A 17721-nucleotide genomic window follows, 5' to 3' on the forward strand; every position below is an offset into this window, starting at 1 on the left:
TCCTTTCTTAATTAGCACTGATAGAATCAGTAAGTTCAACTTTAATCGTAGCACCCGTAGCAGCGTCCATGTTCTCACCGGCAGCCTTTTGAGAAGCGCCGGAAACACCGTTCACTTCCCCACCTTCTGCCTTGTAAGCCTGATAAGCCGCGTTTACAGCATTCAGGAAAGCACGCGAACTGATGGTAGAAGCAGTGATGGCGTCCACCTGTCCGCCGTCTTTGCTGACAGTCAGCGGAGTTTCACCCGGATTCATGCCCAGGATAGACTTCGCACTTTCTTCGTGCGACACCGCCTGCTCGCCTTTGGCAGGGTCATAAGCGCCAAACCATTTGTCGGCTTTCGAGCCCAGCCCCGGAGTTTCCGCATGAGCCAGCAGAGAGTAATTATAGATTTTGCCTTCGGCATTAAAGCCTACCAGCACTTTCAGTTCACCACCGAATCCCATCGACTTGGCTTCAACAGCCGTACCGACCAGCTCTTCGCCGTTCTTTGCCGGATAGACGATAAAGTCAACGAACTTCTTTCCGTCTTTCTCACCGAAAATAGTATCGCTTTCCGCTACCGGATTGTTCGTAAATTCGGGAAGAACCTTCTTCAAAGCCTCGTTCAGCGTCTTTGCGTTCGCTTCGGCGATAGGGCCTTTCGTCAGTTCATTCACATAAGCCAGCAACGCTACGGAGACAGCCGTCACACCCGTAAGCACCAGCAACATATTCTTTAAAGATGATTGTAACTTTTTCATTTCTTCTTCGCTACCTCCCCAAAGCGTTTAGGTTTACAATAGGTGTTAATCAGCGGAGTGAACGCGTTCATAATCAGGATGGCGAACGACATACCTTCGGGATATGCGCCGAACAGACGGATAACCACCGTCAGCAGACCGATACAAACACCATAAATCAACATTCCTTTTTTGCTCATCGGAGAAGTCACGTAATCCGTTGCCATAAAGACAGCTCCCAGCATCAGACCACCGGAGAGTAACTGCAACAGCGGAGAAACGTATTTTTCAGGATCCACCAGATGCATGATGCCGGCAAACACAAATACCGTCGCCAGGATGGATACAGGGATATGCCAAGTGATAATCTTCTTCCAAAGCATATAGACCAGCCCGATCAGCAGCGCCAATGCACTTACCTCACCCAGACATCCGCCGTTTTGTCCAATCAGCAGGCTCAAGGCATCCGGAATCTGGCTCAACGCAGAGGTATCGCCATGAATCGCCTGCTTCATCAACGCCAACGGAGTAGCGCCGGTCGTGGCGTCCGTATAAGCCGCCAACTGTCCGACTACCGGCCAACTGGTCATCTGCACCGGAAAAGAGAGCAACAGGAACACACGTCCCGCCAATGCCGGGTTGAAAGGGTTGCAACCCAGTCCGCCGAAAGACATCTTGCCCACACCGATAGCGAACAATGCGCCGAGGATGATAATCCAAACCGGCAGGTTGGAAGGTAAGTTGAATGCCAGCAACACACCTGTAATGATGGCAGAGCCGTCACAGATGGTGGTGGTCGGTTTCTTCAGTAAATATTTCCCGATCGCCCATTCGAAGAACAAACAAGCCGCAACGGAAGTAGCTGTAACAATCAGGGCTCCCAGTCCGAAGAAATAGAGAGACACCAGAAAAGCCGGAATCAGTGCAATCAGCACGCCGTACATATTCTTCTGCACGCTGTCTCCGCCATGAACGTGGGGTGATAGTGATACGATTAATTTATTTTCCATATTCGTTATTTTTTAGCTTGACGTGCGCGAATCATAGCCCCTACTTTACCTTTTCCCAGACGACAGTAGTCGAGCAGCGGACGGTTGGCAGGACAAGTGAACTGGCAGGAGCCGCACTCGATGCAATCCATGATTCTTTCTTTTTCCATTGTTTCAAAATCTCCGTTTTCGGACAAAGCTCCGAGCAAGTACGGCTCCAGTCCCATCGGACAGGCACTCACGCACTTCGCGCAACGGATACAGGTCTGTGCCTCACCGCGTCTGGCTTCCTTCTGATTCATAATCAGGATACCGGAACTGCCCTTCGCAGTAGGAACCTCGATATTCACCAGCGCCTTACCCATCATCGGGCCGCCGCCGATTACTTTTCCCGTATCTTCGGGCAGACCGCCGCAAGCGTCGATCAACTGCTTCATCGGCGTACCGATACGGGCAAGGAAGTTGGACGGCTTCGCAACAGATTTTCCCGTCACGGTAATCACACGTTCGAACAACGGTTTATTCTTCTGGACAGCTTCATAAACAGCAAACGCCGTACCTACGTTCTGCACAACAGCTCCCGTGGAGATAGGCAACGCGCCGCTGGCCACCTGGCGTTTGGTTATCGCGTCAATCAACTGTTTTTCACCCCCTTGCGGATATTTCACCTTCAAGGGCACCACCTCGATACCTGCATAGCTTGCAGCCACTTTCGTCATCAGTTCGATGGCATCCGGCTTGTTATTTTCGATTCCGATAAACGCTTTGTTCACCTTCACGGCTTTCATCAGGATAGAGACACCCACCATGATTTCCTCCGCGTGTTCCAGCATCAACTGATGGTCGGCAGTCAGGTACGGCTCGCACTCCACCGCATTGATAATCACACATTCGGCCTTGAAAGACGGCGGCGGGCACAATTTCACCTGTGTAGGGAAACAAGCACCACCCAGACCTACGATTCCTGCATCGGCAATCTTCTTCACGATTTCTTCCGCCGGAAGTTCACACTCCTTCACCAGCGACTTGCTGCGGTCGATTGTCTCTTCCCATTCGTCACCTTCCACATCAATAAAGATGGCAGGTTTCGCATAACCGCTGGCATCGACTATCGTATCAATCTTCGCCACTTTGCCACTGACTGAAGAGTGAATTGCTGCCGAAACAAAGCCGGCAGGTTCGGCAATCTTGGTGCCCACCTTTACCACATCACCTTTCGCAACAATCGGTTTTGCAGGCGCACCGATGTGCTGCCCCAACAAAATAACGGCCTTTGCAGGAACTTCCGCCGTGATAATAGGTTGATGTGCCGACAATTTATTTTCGTGTGGATGAACTCCACCAATTGAAAATGTCTTTAACATACAATTCTGTATTTTATTCTGTTATTATTCTGTTACTTTCGGAGCTTCAGCCGTAGCTTTCGGAGCAGTCGTCTCTTTCGGAGCAGCCGGATTCGGAGCAACTGTTTCCTTTGGAGTCGCAGGAGCTTTCGGAGCAGCCGTAGCCTCTTCCGTCTTCGGTTTGCGCGGCGGGAAATTCAACTCGGTAATGGTGTTCTGCGGACAAACTTCCACACACTTGCGGCAAGATTTACACTTGTTCGGGTCGATGTAAGCCAGGTTGTTCTCCAGCGTGATAGCCTCGAACGGACAAGTCTTCACACACTTGCCACAGCCGATACAGCTAACGGTACAAGCCTTGCGTGCCACGGCACCCTTGTCCTTATTCACACAAGAGACGTACACACGGCGCGACTTCTTGCCTTGCGGGCGGATTTCGATAATCGCCTTCGGACAAGCCTTCACACAAGCTCCACAAGCCGTACATTTCGCTTCGTCCACTTCGGGAAGCCCTGTTTCGGGATTCATGTGGATAGCGTCGAACTGGCAGGCAGCCACACAGTCGCCACAGCCCAGACAGCCGTAGCTGCAACCGGTTTCCCCACCATACAGTGAAGCGGCGATAGCGCAACTCTTCGCACCGTCGTACTGGTTGGTACGCGGGCGGTTGGCGCAAGTTCCGTTACATCTCACTACTGCTACCATCGGTTCAGCCTCACCGGCTGCCAGTCCGAGGATATCAGCGACTTTTGCCATGACAGGCTGTCCGCCTACAGGGCAAAATTTACCATCCAGTGATCCGGCTTTGACACAAGCGTCGGCAAATCCGCTACAACCGGGGTAGCCACATCCACCACAATTGGCCTGGGGCAGAACCTCCCCCACCTGGGCAATCCGCGGGTCTTCATACACGGCAAATTTCTTGGAAGCCACATAAAGAATAGCGGCCAGCACGAGCGCTATCGCTCCCAATGAAATCACTGCAATCAGAATCAAATTCATAATGTTTTTAGTTATTTATTGGTTTTATAGTAAATGAAAATTTTTGTTTCAGTCGCGTTTTATTGAGCCACAAAATGAAATAATAAGGCACGAGGACAGCCAGAGAAAGAAGGGCTGCATACAGTTCATTCTCCATCAACGCCATAAAAAGGAATAAAGAAACAATCAGAAGTATGAAAGGAAGTACAAATGCCAATACCACTGCCATCATGCCCATCGACATTTCGCCGACTACCATCACTTTATCCCCCACTTTCCAGGAAGCAGCAGTATCAATAATATCTATGATTTTGTCCTTACTATCCGCCGAGGAACAGTGCCCCTTTGCGCTACAAGCCGCACAAGCCGATGTCTGGACGATCCTCACCGACAGATGAGAACCCTGTATGTTTTCCACAATACCTAGATGCTTTATAGTATTATTCGTCATTTTGCAAACTCAACATTACAAATCGCGGCAAATTTAATCATTATTTGCGAACTACGAAGCATTCCCCGTATTTTTTCTACATAATAATTTGTTATTTCTTGTGTTTTCGTTATCGCACACGGAAAAAGATATGGCTACTATTTGATATGTTTGCAACATAAAAGGCAGGCGGAACTAATATGGAGTATCCTTTTAAATAATTCGCTAAATTCGCGAATTTTCCAATAAGAATCACTATATTTGCAAAAACAAAGAACAACTATATGAATGTTGAATTTGAGAAAGAATATTTAGCTAAGCTGTATGAGAAAGGAAAAACAGATGATAAAAAACATCGGTTTCAACCTCAAATAGTCAGCGGGTATTTAAAATGCGTGAAAGCCTTGGTAAACGCTTCTTGTATGGAAGACTTATACACATTCAAAGCATTGAATTATGAAAAGCTAAAAGGAGACAAGAAGGGTCTTTCCTCATTGCGTATAAATAACCAATACAGGCTTGAGTTTCGAGAAATACCAAATCAATCTAATCAAATGATCATTGAAATATGTTCTTTGGTAGATATTACAAACCATTATAAGTAAAAGAATATGGGAACATCAGCAAATAACTTACAATCATTCCGTCCGTATCATCCGGGAGAACTGATAAAGGAAGAACTGGAATGTAGAAATATTAAGCAAAAAGATTTTGCAAAGAAATTTGAGTTATCTTACACCGCTTTAAATGAAATTCTAAATGCCAAACGTCCTGTTACTACTGAGTTTGCACTACTTTTAGAAGCTGCATTAGGAATCAATGCAGACTTACTTGTGAAGATGCAAACAGAGTACAATTTAGAAACAGCCCGGAAAAATGCTACTATTATTGAAAGAATAAACAAAATCAAAAAAATAGCAGCAGTATTTTAATAACAAAGATAACATTCCAAAGCATTACTAAAGTCGGATATAAAAGGGTTGCAGGCGGGAAACTTTTTCCCGCCTGCAACCCTTTTACTTTATCTGTTCTTTCACTGTTCTCCCCGCTCCTCCTCTCTTCTCTTCCTGTGCTCCAAATACAGCAACTTCCATTTGTCCAAATACGCCTCGATTTCCTCCTCACTAAAGGAGTCAAAAAAGAAATCGGCAACTTCTACGTAATGACTCAATCTGCCATCCAGCCCTTTTTTACATCATTATAGGTTGAATGGCCGATGTTTACTGCATTATACACTGCAACATTCGTCAACCCCAAACAGTCTTGCAACTCTGAAATGCAAGCGCCCAAACTCTCGTAACAAGCTTTTTCTTTTTTCATTCTTATTTATTGTTAAAAACACACTATAACGATTAATTATCCCAACTTCCATCCCGTATGTCGGGATAATGTTTATTTTGTCTTTGCTAATTTTACGCCGTGTTCTGAAGCACATTTGTGTTTCTCCGCAAAAGTAAAGATTTTAACTCATTACAGCAAAATATTATGCCAAACAATTACCGAATGTCCTATTTTATGCCGCCCATCGCCCCCGTCAGGAATGAAGAAGGACGAATTGTCACTCCCGCCACCCTTCTCCCCTTCTGCGAAATCTCCGTGGAACAGGTTTTCCAAATGATCACCTGCAATGAAAACCTCAGGCTCCTGACCGAACAAGTACGCAACGCTCCGGACATGCGGACGGCGAAAGCCACGCTCCTGCCTTACGTGACTCCCTGCGGCACCTTCACCCGCCGCAACAGCAAATGCTTCCTATCCTCCTCACGGCTGATAGTGATAGACGTAGACCACCTCGACTCCAACGAAGAAGCCGCCGGAATGCGCCGTACCCTGTTCGACGATCCTTTCCTCCGTCCCGTACTTACGTATATCAGCCCCAGCGGTCGGGGCGTGAAAGCATTCGTCCCGACCGGCACGCCATTTCCGGCAGACGAGATACAGAATGTCACGGAAAGCATCAACAGAGCCATGCAATATGTCGAAATGGTCTACACCCCGACGACGGACATCGCTGCCCGGACAACTGCCAAAGGCGTAGACGGTTCAGGGAAAGACCTGGTAAGAGCCTGTTTCCTGAGCCACGACCCCGAAGCCTTATTCAGAAACATCTGATATAATCTATAATTCCCAATCCAAGAAAAATGAACGACATTGAATCACTACGCCGCCTCACCGAGACAGTTGAAACAGCAGGAGCGGACATCGCTCCGACTTACATCGAGTACGTACAACTGGCATTTGCCATCGCCACAGATTGCGGCGAAGCCGGGCGCGACTATTTTCACCGCCTCTGCCGCTTGTCCGCCAAATATCAGCGTGAACAAGCCGACAAGGTATTCTCCAACGCGCTCGCCACGAAACACGGTGACATACATCTGGGCACAGTGTTCCACCTTGCCGAAACCGCAGGGGTGACCATCCGCAAAGACGAGGTTATGAACAGCCCGGCGGGTACAAAAGGTACAGCAGGTACACCGCGCAATTTTTCCACACACACGTGCGCGCATAATAAGGTAAGAAATGACGAAACTTCCGAAGAGGAAGAAGAAGAACTATTGCCGGGCAGCGAACCGCAGCATCCGTTGCCCACTTTCCCCGAAGCTGACTGGCCGGAGTTTCTGCAACGCATCATAAGCTATGGCAACACTGCGGCACAACATGACATCATGCTATTGGGAGCATTGACAGCTTTGGGTTCTTCCATGGAACGGTACGTGCGTTGTTCTTATGGCGGTAAATACCAGTATCCCTGTATGCAATGTTTCGTCATCGCTCCTTCCGCTTCCGGCAAGAGTATCCTTTCCTACATCCGGTTGCTCGTAGAACCTATTCACGACCAGATCCGCGCAGAAGTGGCCGTACAGATGAAAACTTATAAAAGAGAGAAAGCGGCTTACGAAGCAATGGGCAAAGAACGTGCAAAAGTGGAAGCTCCGCAAATGCCTGCCAACAGGATGTTTCTCATTTCCGGTAATAATACCGGTACGGGTATCCTGCAAAATATCATGGATTCCGAAGGAACAGGACTTATCTGTGAAGCCGAAGCGGATACCCTTTCCACTGCCATAGGCTCGGACTACGGCCACTGGAGCGACACGCTCCGCAAAGCGTTCGACCACGACCGCTTGTCTTATAACCGCCGCACCGACCAGGAATACCGGGAAGTAAAGAAGAGCTTTCTTTCCGTCCTGATTTCCGGAACACCATCACAAGTCAAAACTTTTATTCCGACGACAGAAGACGGTTCTTTCTCCCGTCAACTGTTCTACTACCTGCACGGTATCTGGAAATGGGTGAGCCAGTTTACAGAGAACAAGATAAATTTGGAAGAGGTATTTACTGCTATGGGATTGGAATGGAAAGGGAAACTGGATATGATAAAAGCACATGGGATTCATACACTCCGGCTCACGCATGAACAGCAAGAGGAATTCGACGCACTCTTCTCCCGCCTGTTCTCCCGTTCGAGCATAGCTAACGGCAGGGAGATGTACAGTTTCGTAGCCCGCCTGGCTGTCAATATGTGTCGTATCATGGCGGAAGTAGCTGTATTGCGTGCTCTCGAAAGTCCGCAATCTTATCAGTTCAAGGTATCCCCTGCTTCCAGCTTTACTCCTGACAAGGAGATTCCTACCGACAACATCAATGACGGTATTATTACCCGTTGGGATGTAACTATTACTCCTGAGGACTTTAAAGCTGTACTTGCACTTGCTGAACCTCTCTACTGTCATGCCACGCATATCCTGTCTTTCTTTCCTGCCGTAGAAATCAGCCACCGTTCCAATGCTGACCGGGATTTCCTCTTCAAACAGTTGGGTGAAGAATTTACCCGCGCACAGTTGTTGGAACAGGCAACTGCCATGGGAATCAAGACAAACACTGCCCTCACCTGGTTGAAACGATTGACCAAAAGCGGAGTGCTTATCAGTATAGACGGGAAAGGAACTTACGCACGCGCATGTGTGCGTGTGTAAGGGAGCCCCGAAAAAGTGTACCTGCTGTACCTGCCCGTTATTAACAACGTAGCGGTTTGTCTGTACCAAAGCGGCGCTTTACGAGTGCTAAAGCTTAGCTTTACATCCTCTAAAGCGCCGCTTTAGCAGTTGTAAAACGCTGCTCCTCTAAGGCTCGCCCAACGCATCCACAATTATCCTTACTTCCAAGGGTGTATAAGAGCGATGTTCCGGTTGATACCCCAAATCATACAAGCGTTGTAAAAGTCCGGGACACCGTAGGATCCATTTTTTCATTTTCCGGTAAGCGGCAATACTGGTAAGTTCGGGAGAATAGAGTTGCGCCAGCTCCATGCGTCCATACGCACGTATTCTGAATTCTTTCATGATGGATAAGTTTCTGATTTACTGTTACAAAAGTAACAAAATATATCCACATAGCCAACGCTTTTCCATTGAATAACCGACCCTAATTGCATATAACTGACAAGGTATGAGCATAACGGTACATAACCGATTTTCGGGGATTCCGGGGTTGTATCTTTGTATCGTCGAAAGGGGAAAGAATCCCGGAGACACAATGTATAACCCTTTAATTTATTGTTTTATGATTCGTTACAAAATTTATCAGAACCAGCAGCAGAAAGGCTTGAATGCGGGCAAGTGGTTCGCCCGTGCGGTAAGCGATGAAACGTATGATTTGGGCAAACTTGCCGAACATATGTCGAAGCACAATTCGCCGTATTCCGGCGGTGTCATCAAGGGTGTGCTCACCGATATGGTGGACTGCATCAAGGAGTTGCTGCTCGACGGCAAATGCGTGAAAATTGATGACCTTGCCATTTTCGGTGTGGGTATCCGTAGCAAGGCAGCCGAAACGCTGGAAGAGTTCTCGCTGGAGAAGAATATCACCGGTATGAGACTCAAGGCACGTGCCACCGGCAATCTGTCAACGACCAACCTGAAACTCGACAGCCAACTGAGACAACAGGCGGAGTATCAGAAGCCTACCACTTCCGGTGGTGGCGGTTCCGGTTCGGGCAATACACCTGACCCTAACCCGGATGATGGCGGAGAGACTCCGGACCCGGATCCGGCAGCATAGCCTTTGCCCCTATCTCCTGCCTCTCCTATTTTCTGTGAGCCCTTCTTTTTGCGAAGGGCTCGCCAATATCCAATTATTTAATCCTTTAAAAATTGACTTATGAGCAATTCATCATCACGCCGCTCCGTATGGAGCTTAGTTCTCAAAATTATCATCACTGTAGCCACCGCCATCGGCGGTGTGTTTGGAGTACAAAGCTGTATGTAGCCTAATGAGGACTATTACGCTAATTATCATTCATTGCAGCGCTACGCCGGAGGGGAAATCCCTCTCGGCGGAAGCCTGTCGTTCAGACCATATCCACCATCGTGGATTCCGTGACATCGGGTATCATTTCTATATCACACGGGACGGGGAAATCCATCGGGGACGGTCTATTGAAAAGGTCGGGGCACATTGCAGGAACCATAACGCCCATTCGGTCGGTATTTGCTATGAAGGCGGGCTGGATGCGGAAGGAAAGCCGAAGGATACGCGTACTTTGGAACAAAAAGGCTCGTTGCTTGCTTTGTTGAGGGAGTTACGGCGACAGTTTCCGAAAGCGTTGATTGTGGGGCATCATGATTTGAATCCGATGAAGGGATGCCCGTGCTTTGAATGTGTGAAGGAGTATTCAGATTTGTAAAAGAGGGAAATTTCATAGTAAAGGCGGTCACTTCACAAATGACCGCCTTTACTTGTTATACTATATTCTACTATTTTATTCTCAACAAATATATCGGCTATTCACCTACCAAATCTTCCACAAATTCTTTAAATGAATTACACTTCCCCGAATCTAATAAAGATAAATAATCTTCCTTACTAAACTGTGAAGTTATAGCACTTATCTCGTCAAGATGTTTGTCATACTGACGATCAGCCAAATGATATATGTCAGCTAACACTTTAGCAGGATGATAAAAAGAAATTTCCGGATCGGAAGTTATATCTATTTGCAACTGTGACATAATAAAATGCGGAGTTAAACCCGGATCTACTCGCTGAAAGAATTGATACATCCCCAAAATCCATGCTTCCACCTCCATAACAGCAAAATGATAACTTAGCAAGTCTTTTTGCAATGACTTGTCAAGTTGTTCACGGTGTGCCTTTATAAATCGCTGATTAATAGCTATATCAATACGTCGTTCCCTTGTTTGTTCATGATAAAGGTCACTATACATGTCACTCAAACCTATTATTTGATGAAATCCCGCATTCTGTAGACGAGGCCCCTCTTTCAGCATCTTACTGAGTACACTACGATCATTACCAACATTTACTATTTGGTAATAATTATAACTCTCCCGATCGCCAAAAGGATATGGTACCGAATGAAAACGGTCAGAACGAAGAGAGAAACACTCTATTCCCAAAAGAGAAGAATCGTAGTTATACCAACCACACAAAAAATCACGAACAAAGATGTACTCGGATTGACCTTCTACAAATACAGCAATTTTACGCCTATTCATTACAATCCTTCTTTTTCCGGGTAATATAATCAGAAGAAAAGAAATCAAAATTACTCAAACCCGTGAATAGAAAACCATCGAATAAATCCGGATTCTTGATAATATCTATAGAGGACACTTCGCTCCCTTCACGTTGAAGGATATTCCAATATTTCAAATCAACTACATCCATCAAAAAAGTATCATTAGAACTGGCTATCAACTGTATATGATGTTCTATGCAAAAATCAAAAAGAATCTTTCCCAGCTTTGTAGAACGGTCATAGTCAAGTCCTTCACACAAATCGTCAATAAGTAACAAGGACGGGTATTCTCGAACAGACATATATTGTGCGTAAATGAGAAGATAAAGAGCACGAAACATTCCTTTTGACATCAATGCATCAAAAAGCTGGCTCTTGACATTCTCTTCGTGAAACAACACCATTTTCAAATTACTGCCATGTTCAAACAGCTCGATTCTTTGAATGGGATAACCAAGTTCATGTGCCTGGTCAATAACCTGTTGAATGGATTTTTCTGGTAAAGATTTAACCATCGCAAAGAGAGTTTGCCCTTGCCCTAATATATAAAAAGGTATAGCACTATCCCCTGCCATCTCTATTTCATTAAAGCATAATCCACACGCATGCTCTGCCCATAACATAATTTTCTCAATGAATGGATATTGCACTACATCACGGCGAACATGTAATGTCAATTTACTTACAGGAGGATTGATAGATTCACCACACAAATTAGTTCCATTTTCATTGCGAGACAATAAAGTCTCCCCATTTACTTTCAAGGACTCGTAAACCACATCTGCCCCTTTTAGACGAAATTCATAACTAATCGAGTCATTTTCATCTTCAAAAAGAAGCTCACTACGAAATATATCTAATGTGTTCCGTTCAGATAACTGCATCAAATAAAGCAATACATTCCCTAAGGCACGAATCGTCCTAGACTTACCTACTGCATTCTTACCTACTAATAAATTAACTTCCTGTAAGTTGATAGGCGATGCCAATCTCCAATCTTCTCCTCTATATGTAAACTGAGTTAACTTCATTTTATTCTGTTATGGCTTTATCGTACAAAAGAACTAATTCTTTCTTAGATTTCCTAACTTTATAGGCTTTTTCATGCGGACTTTTTCATCTAGAGAACTTATATGAAGGAGTATTTGCAGAACCGGAATTTATTCGTATTGCCAAATATCATCCATGGTAAGGGGCACATAAGCACCATCTTTCATCTCTATGATAACAGAAGGTTCATGCACAACAAGAGTATGCCACATTCCAACGGGTACCTGAACACCATAAACACCTTTCGCGGGATTCAATTCATGACGACCGCATTCAACCCCTTTTTCGTTATAGAAAAGTTCAGTGACATGGCCTCTAAGCAGAATTACAGTTTCACTAGTCGTTGTGTGACGATGAATAGGAACATGCGTTCCCGGTTGCAAGGCATTGAGCATACGCTGTGAAGTGTCTCCATCGCCATTACGCAAATCGAGATTGACACGGCGTCTCTCATTGTTCTCGGCCTGAGACAACAATTCATCAAGCAATTGGTTATTAATTTCCATTATTCCTTTCGTTAGCTTTAGCACGCAGATACTCTTCGTGCAAATGATAATACTTCTTTTTGAACAATATATAGGCTACACACAGCAATGCCAATACCACTACAAGATACAGATACTTGTTCACCGGCAGATAGATGGCTCCCAAAGAAATTACCAACTGCAAAGCCATGTAAATGGTGGACACTGTCACATGCTTAATATGCAGTTCATTAGCCATCAGTTGATAAGCATGTTTGCGGTGAGGTTGACCAATATTCTCGTGCAACATGATACGGTGACAGATAGTGAGTACACTGTCCACACCATATACCATCAACAGCACTATAGCCCAATAGTTTCCGCTCTGCAAAATATAAGAGCCCAGGAAATAGAGCAAAATAAATGCGATGGAGACACTACCCACATCACCGGCAAAGCATTTTGCCCTGGTACGGAAGTTGAACAGACAGAACACCAATACACTCAACAAAGTCACAATAATAAAGTTATTATCGGTGTATTCCTCCTGCATATTCAAGAGCAACAAGGGAATCAATACCGCCAATGAATAACCACCAGTGATACCATTAATGCCGTCCATAAAGTTATAAGCATTGATAATGCCGGTGCATACTATAAGTGCGATAATAACCACCCACCAATACTCAGGCAGTAAAATTCCCCACTGATAAAACATGAGTGTCATAGCGGCGAAATGTACAATCAGTCGAAATTTATTGGGTACCGAATGAATATCATCAGCAAAACTGATGCCACCCAACATGGTGAGCCCCAACAGGAACCACGGACATGTAAAACCATAAAAGGCGGCATAAAGCCAGGCGCCAAACAAGAAAATAATACCACCACCACGCAGCACTATAGAACTGTGCGACGAACGTAAATTAGGTTTATCTATAATGTTACACTTATCGGCAACCTTGAAATATGCCAATTCAAGAACAAGCAATAATACTGCTATCAACAGATATACGACCATACTTATTTTGTATTTGCAAATGATTTAACGGTTTGTGTTAGTCCTTCTTCGGCACGTATGGGCATTCTATCTACCCCCAGTGCCCTTTTTATTTTGGCATTGCTAACCACATAGTTTTCGGTAAGTTTCGTCAAACGCTCCGAGTTCAGCGGCAGGTGCAAAATGTCTCCCACTTTTGCCATGCCATTCATCAATCCCTTAGGCAGATGCCAGATGCGTGCCCTCTTACCCAACGCACTGCAAATGACTGCAATAAGCTCGTTCGTAGACAAAGATTCATCATCTCCCATATTGTAGATACCCGAAGCGACATCTTTGGTAAGCAAACCCTCGATGGCAAAGCAAAGATTGCCAATGGAAGTAAAACAGCGTCGGTTCTCAAACGCTCCCAACGGCCAAGGTATCCCTTTTTTCACCACACCATAAAGCAGATTGAGATTACCTTTGTTGCCGGGACCGTGTATCATACAGGGACGCAGGATGTACACTTGCTTATCGGTTGCAGGATGAGACAAAATATACTCTTCAGCCTTAATCTTGGACTCACCGTAAGGCCCCACAGGATTAGGGACAATATCCTCAGTGAGAATATCGCCCGGAACAAAATCGGCAGCAGCCTTTACAGACGAGAAGAAGATAAACTTTCCGGCCGATGACTGAAGGAACCAGTCATAGATTTTTTGTGTCAATCCGGTATTAATCTTGAAATATACCTCCGGCCCCGATGTTTTCTTCAAATCATGTGCCTTGCCGGCAAGATGGATGACAGCATCTACTTGTGGAATCTTATTTTCGTCAAGGTCGTTCCAGGAAAAGGTCTTGACCACACCCTCCTTTTCAGGAGCAACAATGTCGAGACCATAAATCTCATGATTCCGTCCCATGGCTTTTACAATATTACTTCCGACAAAGCCGTGGATTCCGGTTATAAGTATCTTCATATTATTTTATTTACCAAATCAACATATTGTTTTGTTACCTTTTCTTTTGTGTAATAGCGCTGTATCACATCATATCCGTTACGCCCCATTTTCTGAAGCTCTTCACGCGATACCGATGCCAGCCATTGCGCCATTTCATCTACCTTCTTATCAAAATCCTTCTCAGTAATGAGCTTTGCACAGTTATGATCCTTGGTGAAGTTTACGATAGGTGTTTTATCTCCGGAACATATAAGCAATGGTCTCTCACACGCCATAATAGTATAAACTTTAGACGGGAATCCCATCATCTCCATCTCGGGTGCCATAAAGATGAACTGCACGTCACTGTATGCCAATATACTTGGCATCAGATGGCGAGGTTGATAATCGAGTACATGCAACTTATCCAATCGCTTCTCTATTTTCTGTTCTTCCAAATATGATCGTTGTACCCCCATACCTATCACAAAGTACTCAACATCCAAATCCTTTGTTTTTTCGACCAATGCCACCAACGGACGCCAATCTTGCGCATGTCCTATATTCCCGGCATAAAGCAACTTCAAAGAATCGGTTTTAGGAAAGATTTTCTCGTCAAGAGGTTCTACATTAGTTGGATTATAAAGGTCAGTATCTACGAAGTTGGGAATGATGTGTAACTTACTCGTATCTTCAAAGCGACTCACAATTGTATTATAAAAAACATCGTCAATGGTAGTGATTGCAGCAGATTTGTTGTAAATACAACGTTCAACTTTCTTTAAACAAGCAATTATCGGTCCTGTCTTTTTCTTTAGGATATCGGGGTAAATCTCCTGCACATTATATATGACTTTGCAACCTTTTAGTTTACCAAGAATGAGATTGAGCATTCCTATGCTGAGGGGTGGCGAGGGTGATACTATTACACTAACATTGCGTATGCACAAACCAAGGATAAATGAAATGATATGCCAATAAACAAAACCAAGAATGCGTAATGCAGTGCTCTTGAACTTCTTCTGTGGCACATGTATCACTTTTATACCATGGAAATTACTTTCCTTATAAATTCCGGGAATTTTCCACTTTAGAGGTTGTTTTGCCAGTTGTTCCTTTACCACATTAAAGTGCGGCGTTGTAGAAAGTACTACTACTTCGTAACCTTCCTTTTGAAATCTAAGCGCGATATCGTTATAGAGATATGCAGTGGAAACACCGTCGGGGCTGAAGATAAGACTGTGAATTAAGACTTTCTTGCTCATTTATCAACGTTTATATTGAATCGTTCTTTAAAATATGTTCGCATCTCTTGCGGTGTAGGGTTCTTTCCTATATAATATTCCATCTCCTCAATCTTGGCATCTATAAGATACCTGTACCAATATGCCTGCAATGTAGCCCAAATAAAACCGGGCTTACCATCAAGAAAACCACCAAAGCAGATGTAGCGAACGAAGAAATAGATGAACGCACGTAAGAATTTGGGCAGTTTATAATACTTTCCCTTCTCCTTGTTTCGGCTCTCCAATCCATTTCCTCCTGAAACAGAGTCGTTCCAATAGCCTTCATAAGCTGCTACAATCTCACGGTTGGCATAGTTATTGTGCTTTTGAGTCCACGCATGTATACCATTCAGGTTTTCATCTATGAAATAGTTATTCATAGTAACCGTTTCCCCCTCGGTCACATAACAACGTTCATCCATCCAACGCTGTTCCATCATGGCCTTTCCCGTACGCCACAAACGTAAAATCTGAATTTTTCGAATTTTTCCATGCTTTAAGGGCTTCCCAAGAAACTTCACCATTAGCGGAAGCATACATCCTGTAACACTAGCGGGTAGCGAAGGTAGTTTCTTCTCCAACTCTGCTATTAATTCATCAGTAAGATATTCATCGGCATCCATACGCATAGTCCATGCTGTTTTAACTGGGCAATTTTCCATAGCCCAAATAAATTGCTGTGCCTGATTCACATACTTGTTTTGGAATACTATTGCACCATGTTCACGCGCTAGGTCACAGGTTTTATCGGTTGAGTAGCTATCCACTACATATACCTGTTTTGCTATACGTTTTACATTGTCAATGCTTCGTGCAATGTGTCTTTCCTCATTATATGTAAGGATTATTACAGAAAGGTCTAACATTTCTATTTGACGTTATTTTAACTTAATGTCTACTTTATCAAATCAAAAAAAACACCCCAGTCACTTTCTCGTTCTTGCGGCAAAGGTTTATATCGTTTGTGATTTAGACTAAACGTCACTATATTCTTTGCCCAAGCTTCATAATCATGCACATCTGTATAAACTACTCCATCATAACCATTCAACACTTCATGAGCATAATCTACATCAGCCGCCAAAACTGGAAGTCCAAAGGCTGCCGCTTCAAGTAATGGCAAACCGACTGTCTCAATCGAACTCGGAAAAACTAAAGCTGCAGCAGATTTATAGTAACTCAATAAATTATCATGCTTTATAATACCTTCAAATACGAAATTTTTGTCTACACCATTCTTAACTACCTCATTGTACATTATAGGAGCTTTTTCTGCAGAACTTGTTACATGAATTTTTATATCCTCCGCCAATACCGGATTTTGTTTACTTAATATTCCCATGGCTTTTGCCAAAGTGCAACCATTACGATATTTAGAATCATCACCAACAAATATGAAATGTTTCTTATTATCTTCCCAATTATAGGTTTTACACTGCGTAATATTCACCTTCTCAACATCCGGAAAACATACATGAACATTTTCCGTAGGAACACTAAAGTATGATACAAAACGTTTTTTCACAATAGGTGTTTGTACAACAAACTGTGTATTTTTAACCCATGTACGCTTTACTATGCGAGGAAAAATATGCTTATAATTGAACAATGTTCTTTCTGTACGTTTGAAAGGATTGTAAACTCCCGGATACAACGGCAATGACTGATGAAAATAAACAATCTGCTTACTTCCCCCGATCTTCTTATATCCATTGTTCTGAAGTGAAACCACAACATCAGGCTTTACTCCCAACTTTACAATTTCATTTTGTAGCAATTTGCCTTCAAACAAAATTCGTTTTAACTTAGATTGTAGAGGAAAAGATATATATGTTACTCCCTCTATCACCACTTTCGGCAGTATGGGATTAATAAATATCCAATATTTGTTTTGCCCTATATACTTTGGCAGATGCGATAAAAACTGCTTATATATTGTTATACCTCCCCCGGCTTGTAAGGTTGTAGCAATTACGAAAATATTCATAAC

General features: G+C 44.1%; 22 protein-coding genes. 7 read left to right on the top strand and 15 right to left on the bottom strand.

The features are described from left to right. Positions 1 to 7: 7 nt before the first annotated feature. The 5 genes from ACGHVY_RS08955 to ACGHVY_RS08975 are packed head-to-tail and all read right to left on the bottom strand — an operon-like array spanning position 8 to position 4488. Positions 8 to 745 (bottom strand): RnfABCDGE type electron transport complex subunit G, encoded by a 738-nt coding sequence (locus ACGHVY_RS08955; protein WP_390598491.1) that lies wholly within the window; start codon positions 743 to 745, stop codon positions 8 to 10. Further along, positions 742 to 1734 (bottom strand): RnfABCDGE type electron transport complex subunit D, encoded by a 993-nt coding sequence (locus ACGHVY_RS08960; RefSeq protein WP_390598493.1) that lies wholly within the window; start codon positions 1732 to 1734, stop codon positions 742 to 744. The genes ACGHVY_RS08955 and ACGHVY_RS08960 overlap by 4 nt, the downstream gene beginning before the upstream one ends. A gap of 5 nt (positions 1735 to 1739) precedes the next feature. Further along, positions 1740 to 3077: an electron transport complex subunit RsxC gene (gene rsxC, locus ACGHVY_RS08965; RefSeq protein ID WP_390598495.1), complete on the bottom strand. Its 1338-nt coding sequence runs from the start codon at positions 3075 to 3077 to the stop codon at positions 1740 to 1742. Between the two features lie 24 nt (positions 3078 to 3101). After that, entirely contained in the window at positions 3102 to 4058 is a 957-nt protein-coding gene (locus ACGHVY_RS08970) for a Fe-S cluster domain-containing protein (RefSeq protein WP_390598497.1), read from the bottom strand. Positions 4059 to 4065: 7 nt separating this feature from the next. Beyond that, positions 4066 to 4488 carry a SoxR reducing system RseC family protein gene (locus tag ACGHVY_RS08975; protein WP_390598499.1) on the bottom strand — a complete coding sequence of 141 codons (423 nt, stop codon included), beginning with the start codon at positions 4486 to 4488 and terminating at the stop codon, positions 4066 to 4068. Between the two features lie 263 nt (positions 4489 to 4751). On the opposite strand from ACGHVY_RS08975, the gene ACGHVY_RS08980 reads away from it, so the two are divergent. Both ACGHVY_RS08980 and ACGHVY_RS08985 read left to right on the top strand, forming a co-directional pair. Beyond that, positions 4752 to 5072 carry a type II toxin-antitoxin system RelE/ParE family toxin gene (locus ACGHVY_RS08980; protein ID WP_390598500.1) on the top strand — a complete coding sequence of 107 codons (321 nt, stop codon included), beginning with the start codon at positions 4752 to 4754 and terminating at the stop codon, positions 5070 to 5072. A 6-nt stretch (positions 5073 to 5078) separates the two neighbouring features. Continuing rightward, positions 5079 to 5399 (top strand): HigA family addiction module antitoxin, encoded by a 321-nt coding sequence (locus ACGHVY_RS08985; RefSeq protein ID WP_390598501.1) that lies wholly within the window; start codon positions 5079 to 5081, stop codon positions 5397 to 5399. Positions 5400 to 5634: 235 nt separating this feature from the next. On the opposite strand, the gene ACGHVY_RS08990 is transcribed toward ACGHVY_RS08985, so the two are convergent. After that, the gene (locus ACGHVY_RS08990) at positions 5635 to 5787 is read right to left on the bottom strand and encodes a hypothetical protein (protein ID WP_390598503.1); all 153 of its coding nucleotides are present in this window, start codon (positions 5785 to 5787) and stop codon (positions 5635 to 5637) included. A 165-nt stretch (positions 5788 to 5952) separates the two neighbouring features. Here ACGHVY_RS08990 and ACGHVY_RS08995 point away from each other — a divergent pair, with 165 nt between their 5' ends. Next, positions 5953 to 6579 (top strand): BT4734/BF3469 family protein, encoded by a 627-nt coding sequence (locus ACGHVY_RS08995; RefSeq protein ID WP_390598504.1) that lies wholly within the window; start codon positions 5953 to 5955, stop codon positions 6577 to 6579. 29 nt (positions 6580 to 6608) lie between these two features. Next, positions 6609 to 8444 carry a DUF3987 domain-containing protein gene (locus tag ACGHVY_RS09000; RefSeq protein ID WP_390598506.1) on the top strand — a complete coding sequence of 612 codons (1836 nt, stop codon included), beginning with the start codon at positions 6609 to 6611 and terminating at the stop codon, positions 8442 to 8444. 147 nt (positions 8445 to 8591) lie between these two features. Here ACGHVY_RS09000 and ACGHVY_RS09005 read toward each other — a convergent pair whose 3' ends face one another. After that, on the bottom strand, positions 8592 to 8810 hold the full coding sequence (locus ACGHVY_RS09005) for a DUF4248 domain-containing protein (protein ID WP_390598508.1): 219 nt from the start codon (positions 8808 to 8810) through the stop codon (positions 8592 to 8594). Between the two features lie 220 nt (positions 8811 to 9030). On the opposite strand from ACGHVY_RS09005, the gene ACGHVY_RS09010 reads away from it, so the two are divergent. From ACGHVY_RS09010 to ACGHVY_RS09020, 3 genes are all read left to right on the top strand, one after another. Beyond that, complete coding sequence (locus ACGHVY_RS09010) at positions 9031 to 9528, top strand: DNA-binding protein (RefSeq protein WP_390598509.1); 498 nt, start codon at positions 9031 to 9033, stop codon at positions 9526 to 9528. A 99-nt stretch (positions 9529 to 9627) separates the two neighbouring features. Beyond that, the gene (locus tag ACGHVY_RS09015; RefSeq protein ID WP_022136901.1) at positions 9628 to 9735 is read left to right on the top strand and encodes a smalltalk protein; all 108 of its coding nucleotides are present in this window, start codon (positions 9628 to 9630) and stop codon (positions 9733 to 9735) included. A gap of 4 nt (positions 9736 to 9739) precedes the next feature. Further along, a complete protein-coding gene (locus ACGHVY_RS09020) occupies positions 9740 to 10153 on the top strand; it encodes an N-acetylmuramoyl-L-alanine amidase (RefSeq protein WP_390598510.1) in 414 nt (137 codons plus the stop codon). Positions 10154 to 10250: 97 nt separating this feature from the next. Here the strand turns inward: ACGHVY_RS09020 and ACGHVY_RS09025 are convergent, their stop codons facing one another. The 8 genes from ACGHVY_RS09025 to ACGHVY_RS09060 form a co-directional block, all read right to left on the bottom strand. Next, complete coding sequence (locus ACGHVY_RS09025) at positions 10251 to 10985, bottom strand: hypothetical protein (protein WP_390598512.1); 735 nt, start codon at positions 10983 to 10985, stop codon at positions 10251 to 10253. Continuing rightward, positions 10978 to 12039, bottom strand: coding sequence for an ATP-binding protein (locus tag ACGHVY_RS09030; protein WP_390598514.1), 1062 nt, complete (start codon positions 12037 to 12039; stop codon positions 10978 to 10980). Before ACGHVY_RS09030 ends, ACGHVY_RS09025 begins: the two co-directional genes overlap by 8 nt. Positions 12040 to 12168: 129 nt before the next feature. Next, entirely contained in the window at positions 12169 to 12564 is a 396-nt protein-coding gene (locus ACGHVY_RS09035; RefSeq protein WP_390599665.1) for a WbuC family cupin fold metalloprotein, read from the bottom strand. After that, entirely contained in the window at positions 12554 to 13543 is a 990-nt protein-coding gene (locus ACGHVY_RS09040) for a glycosyltransferase family 4 protein (RefSeq protein ID WP_390598516.1), read from the bottom strand. Before ACGHVY_RS09040 ends, ACGHVY_RS09035 begins: the two co-directional genes overlap by 11 nt. Before the next feature lie 2 nt (positions 13544 to 13545). Further along, a complete protein-coding gene (locus ACGHVY_RS09045; RefSeq protein ID WP_390598517.1) occupies positions 13546 to 14484 on the bottom strand; it encodes an NAD-dependent epimerase/dehydratase family protein in 939 nt (312 codons plus the stop codon). Continuing rightward, positions 14481 to 15710 carry a glycosyltransferase family 4 protein gene (locus ACGHVY_RS09050; RefSeq protein ID WP_390598519.1) on the bottom strand — a complete coding sequence of 410 codons (1230 nt, stop codon included), beginning with the start codon at positions 15708 to 15710 and terminating at the stop codon, positions 14481 to 14483. The genes ACGHVY_RS09045 and ACGHVY_RS09050 overlap by 4 nt, the downstream gene beginning before the upstream one ends. Next, positions 15707 to 16597, bottom strand: coding sequence for a glycosyltransferase family 2 protein (locus tag ACGHVY_RS09055; RefSeq protein ID WP_390598521.1), 891 nt, complete (start codon positions 16595 to 16597; stop codon positions 15707 to 15709). Before ACGHVY_RS09055 ends, ACGHVY_RS09050 begins: the two co-directional genes overlap by 4 nt. A gap of 29 nt (positions 16598 to 16626) precedes the next feature. After that, positions 16627 to 17718, bottom strand: a complete 1092-nt coding sequence (locus ACGHVY_RS09060) for a glycosyltransferase (protein ID WP_390598522.1) — start codon at positions 17716 to 17718, stop codon at positions 16627 to 16629. Between the last annotated feature and the right edge of the window lie 3 nt (positions 17719 to 17721).

The sequence above is a fragment of the Bacteroides sp. f07 genome (assembly GCF_042854785.1).
Lineage (GTDB): Bacteria > Bacteroidota > Bacteroidia > Bacteroidales > Bacteroidaceae > Bacteroides.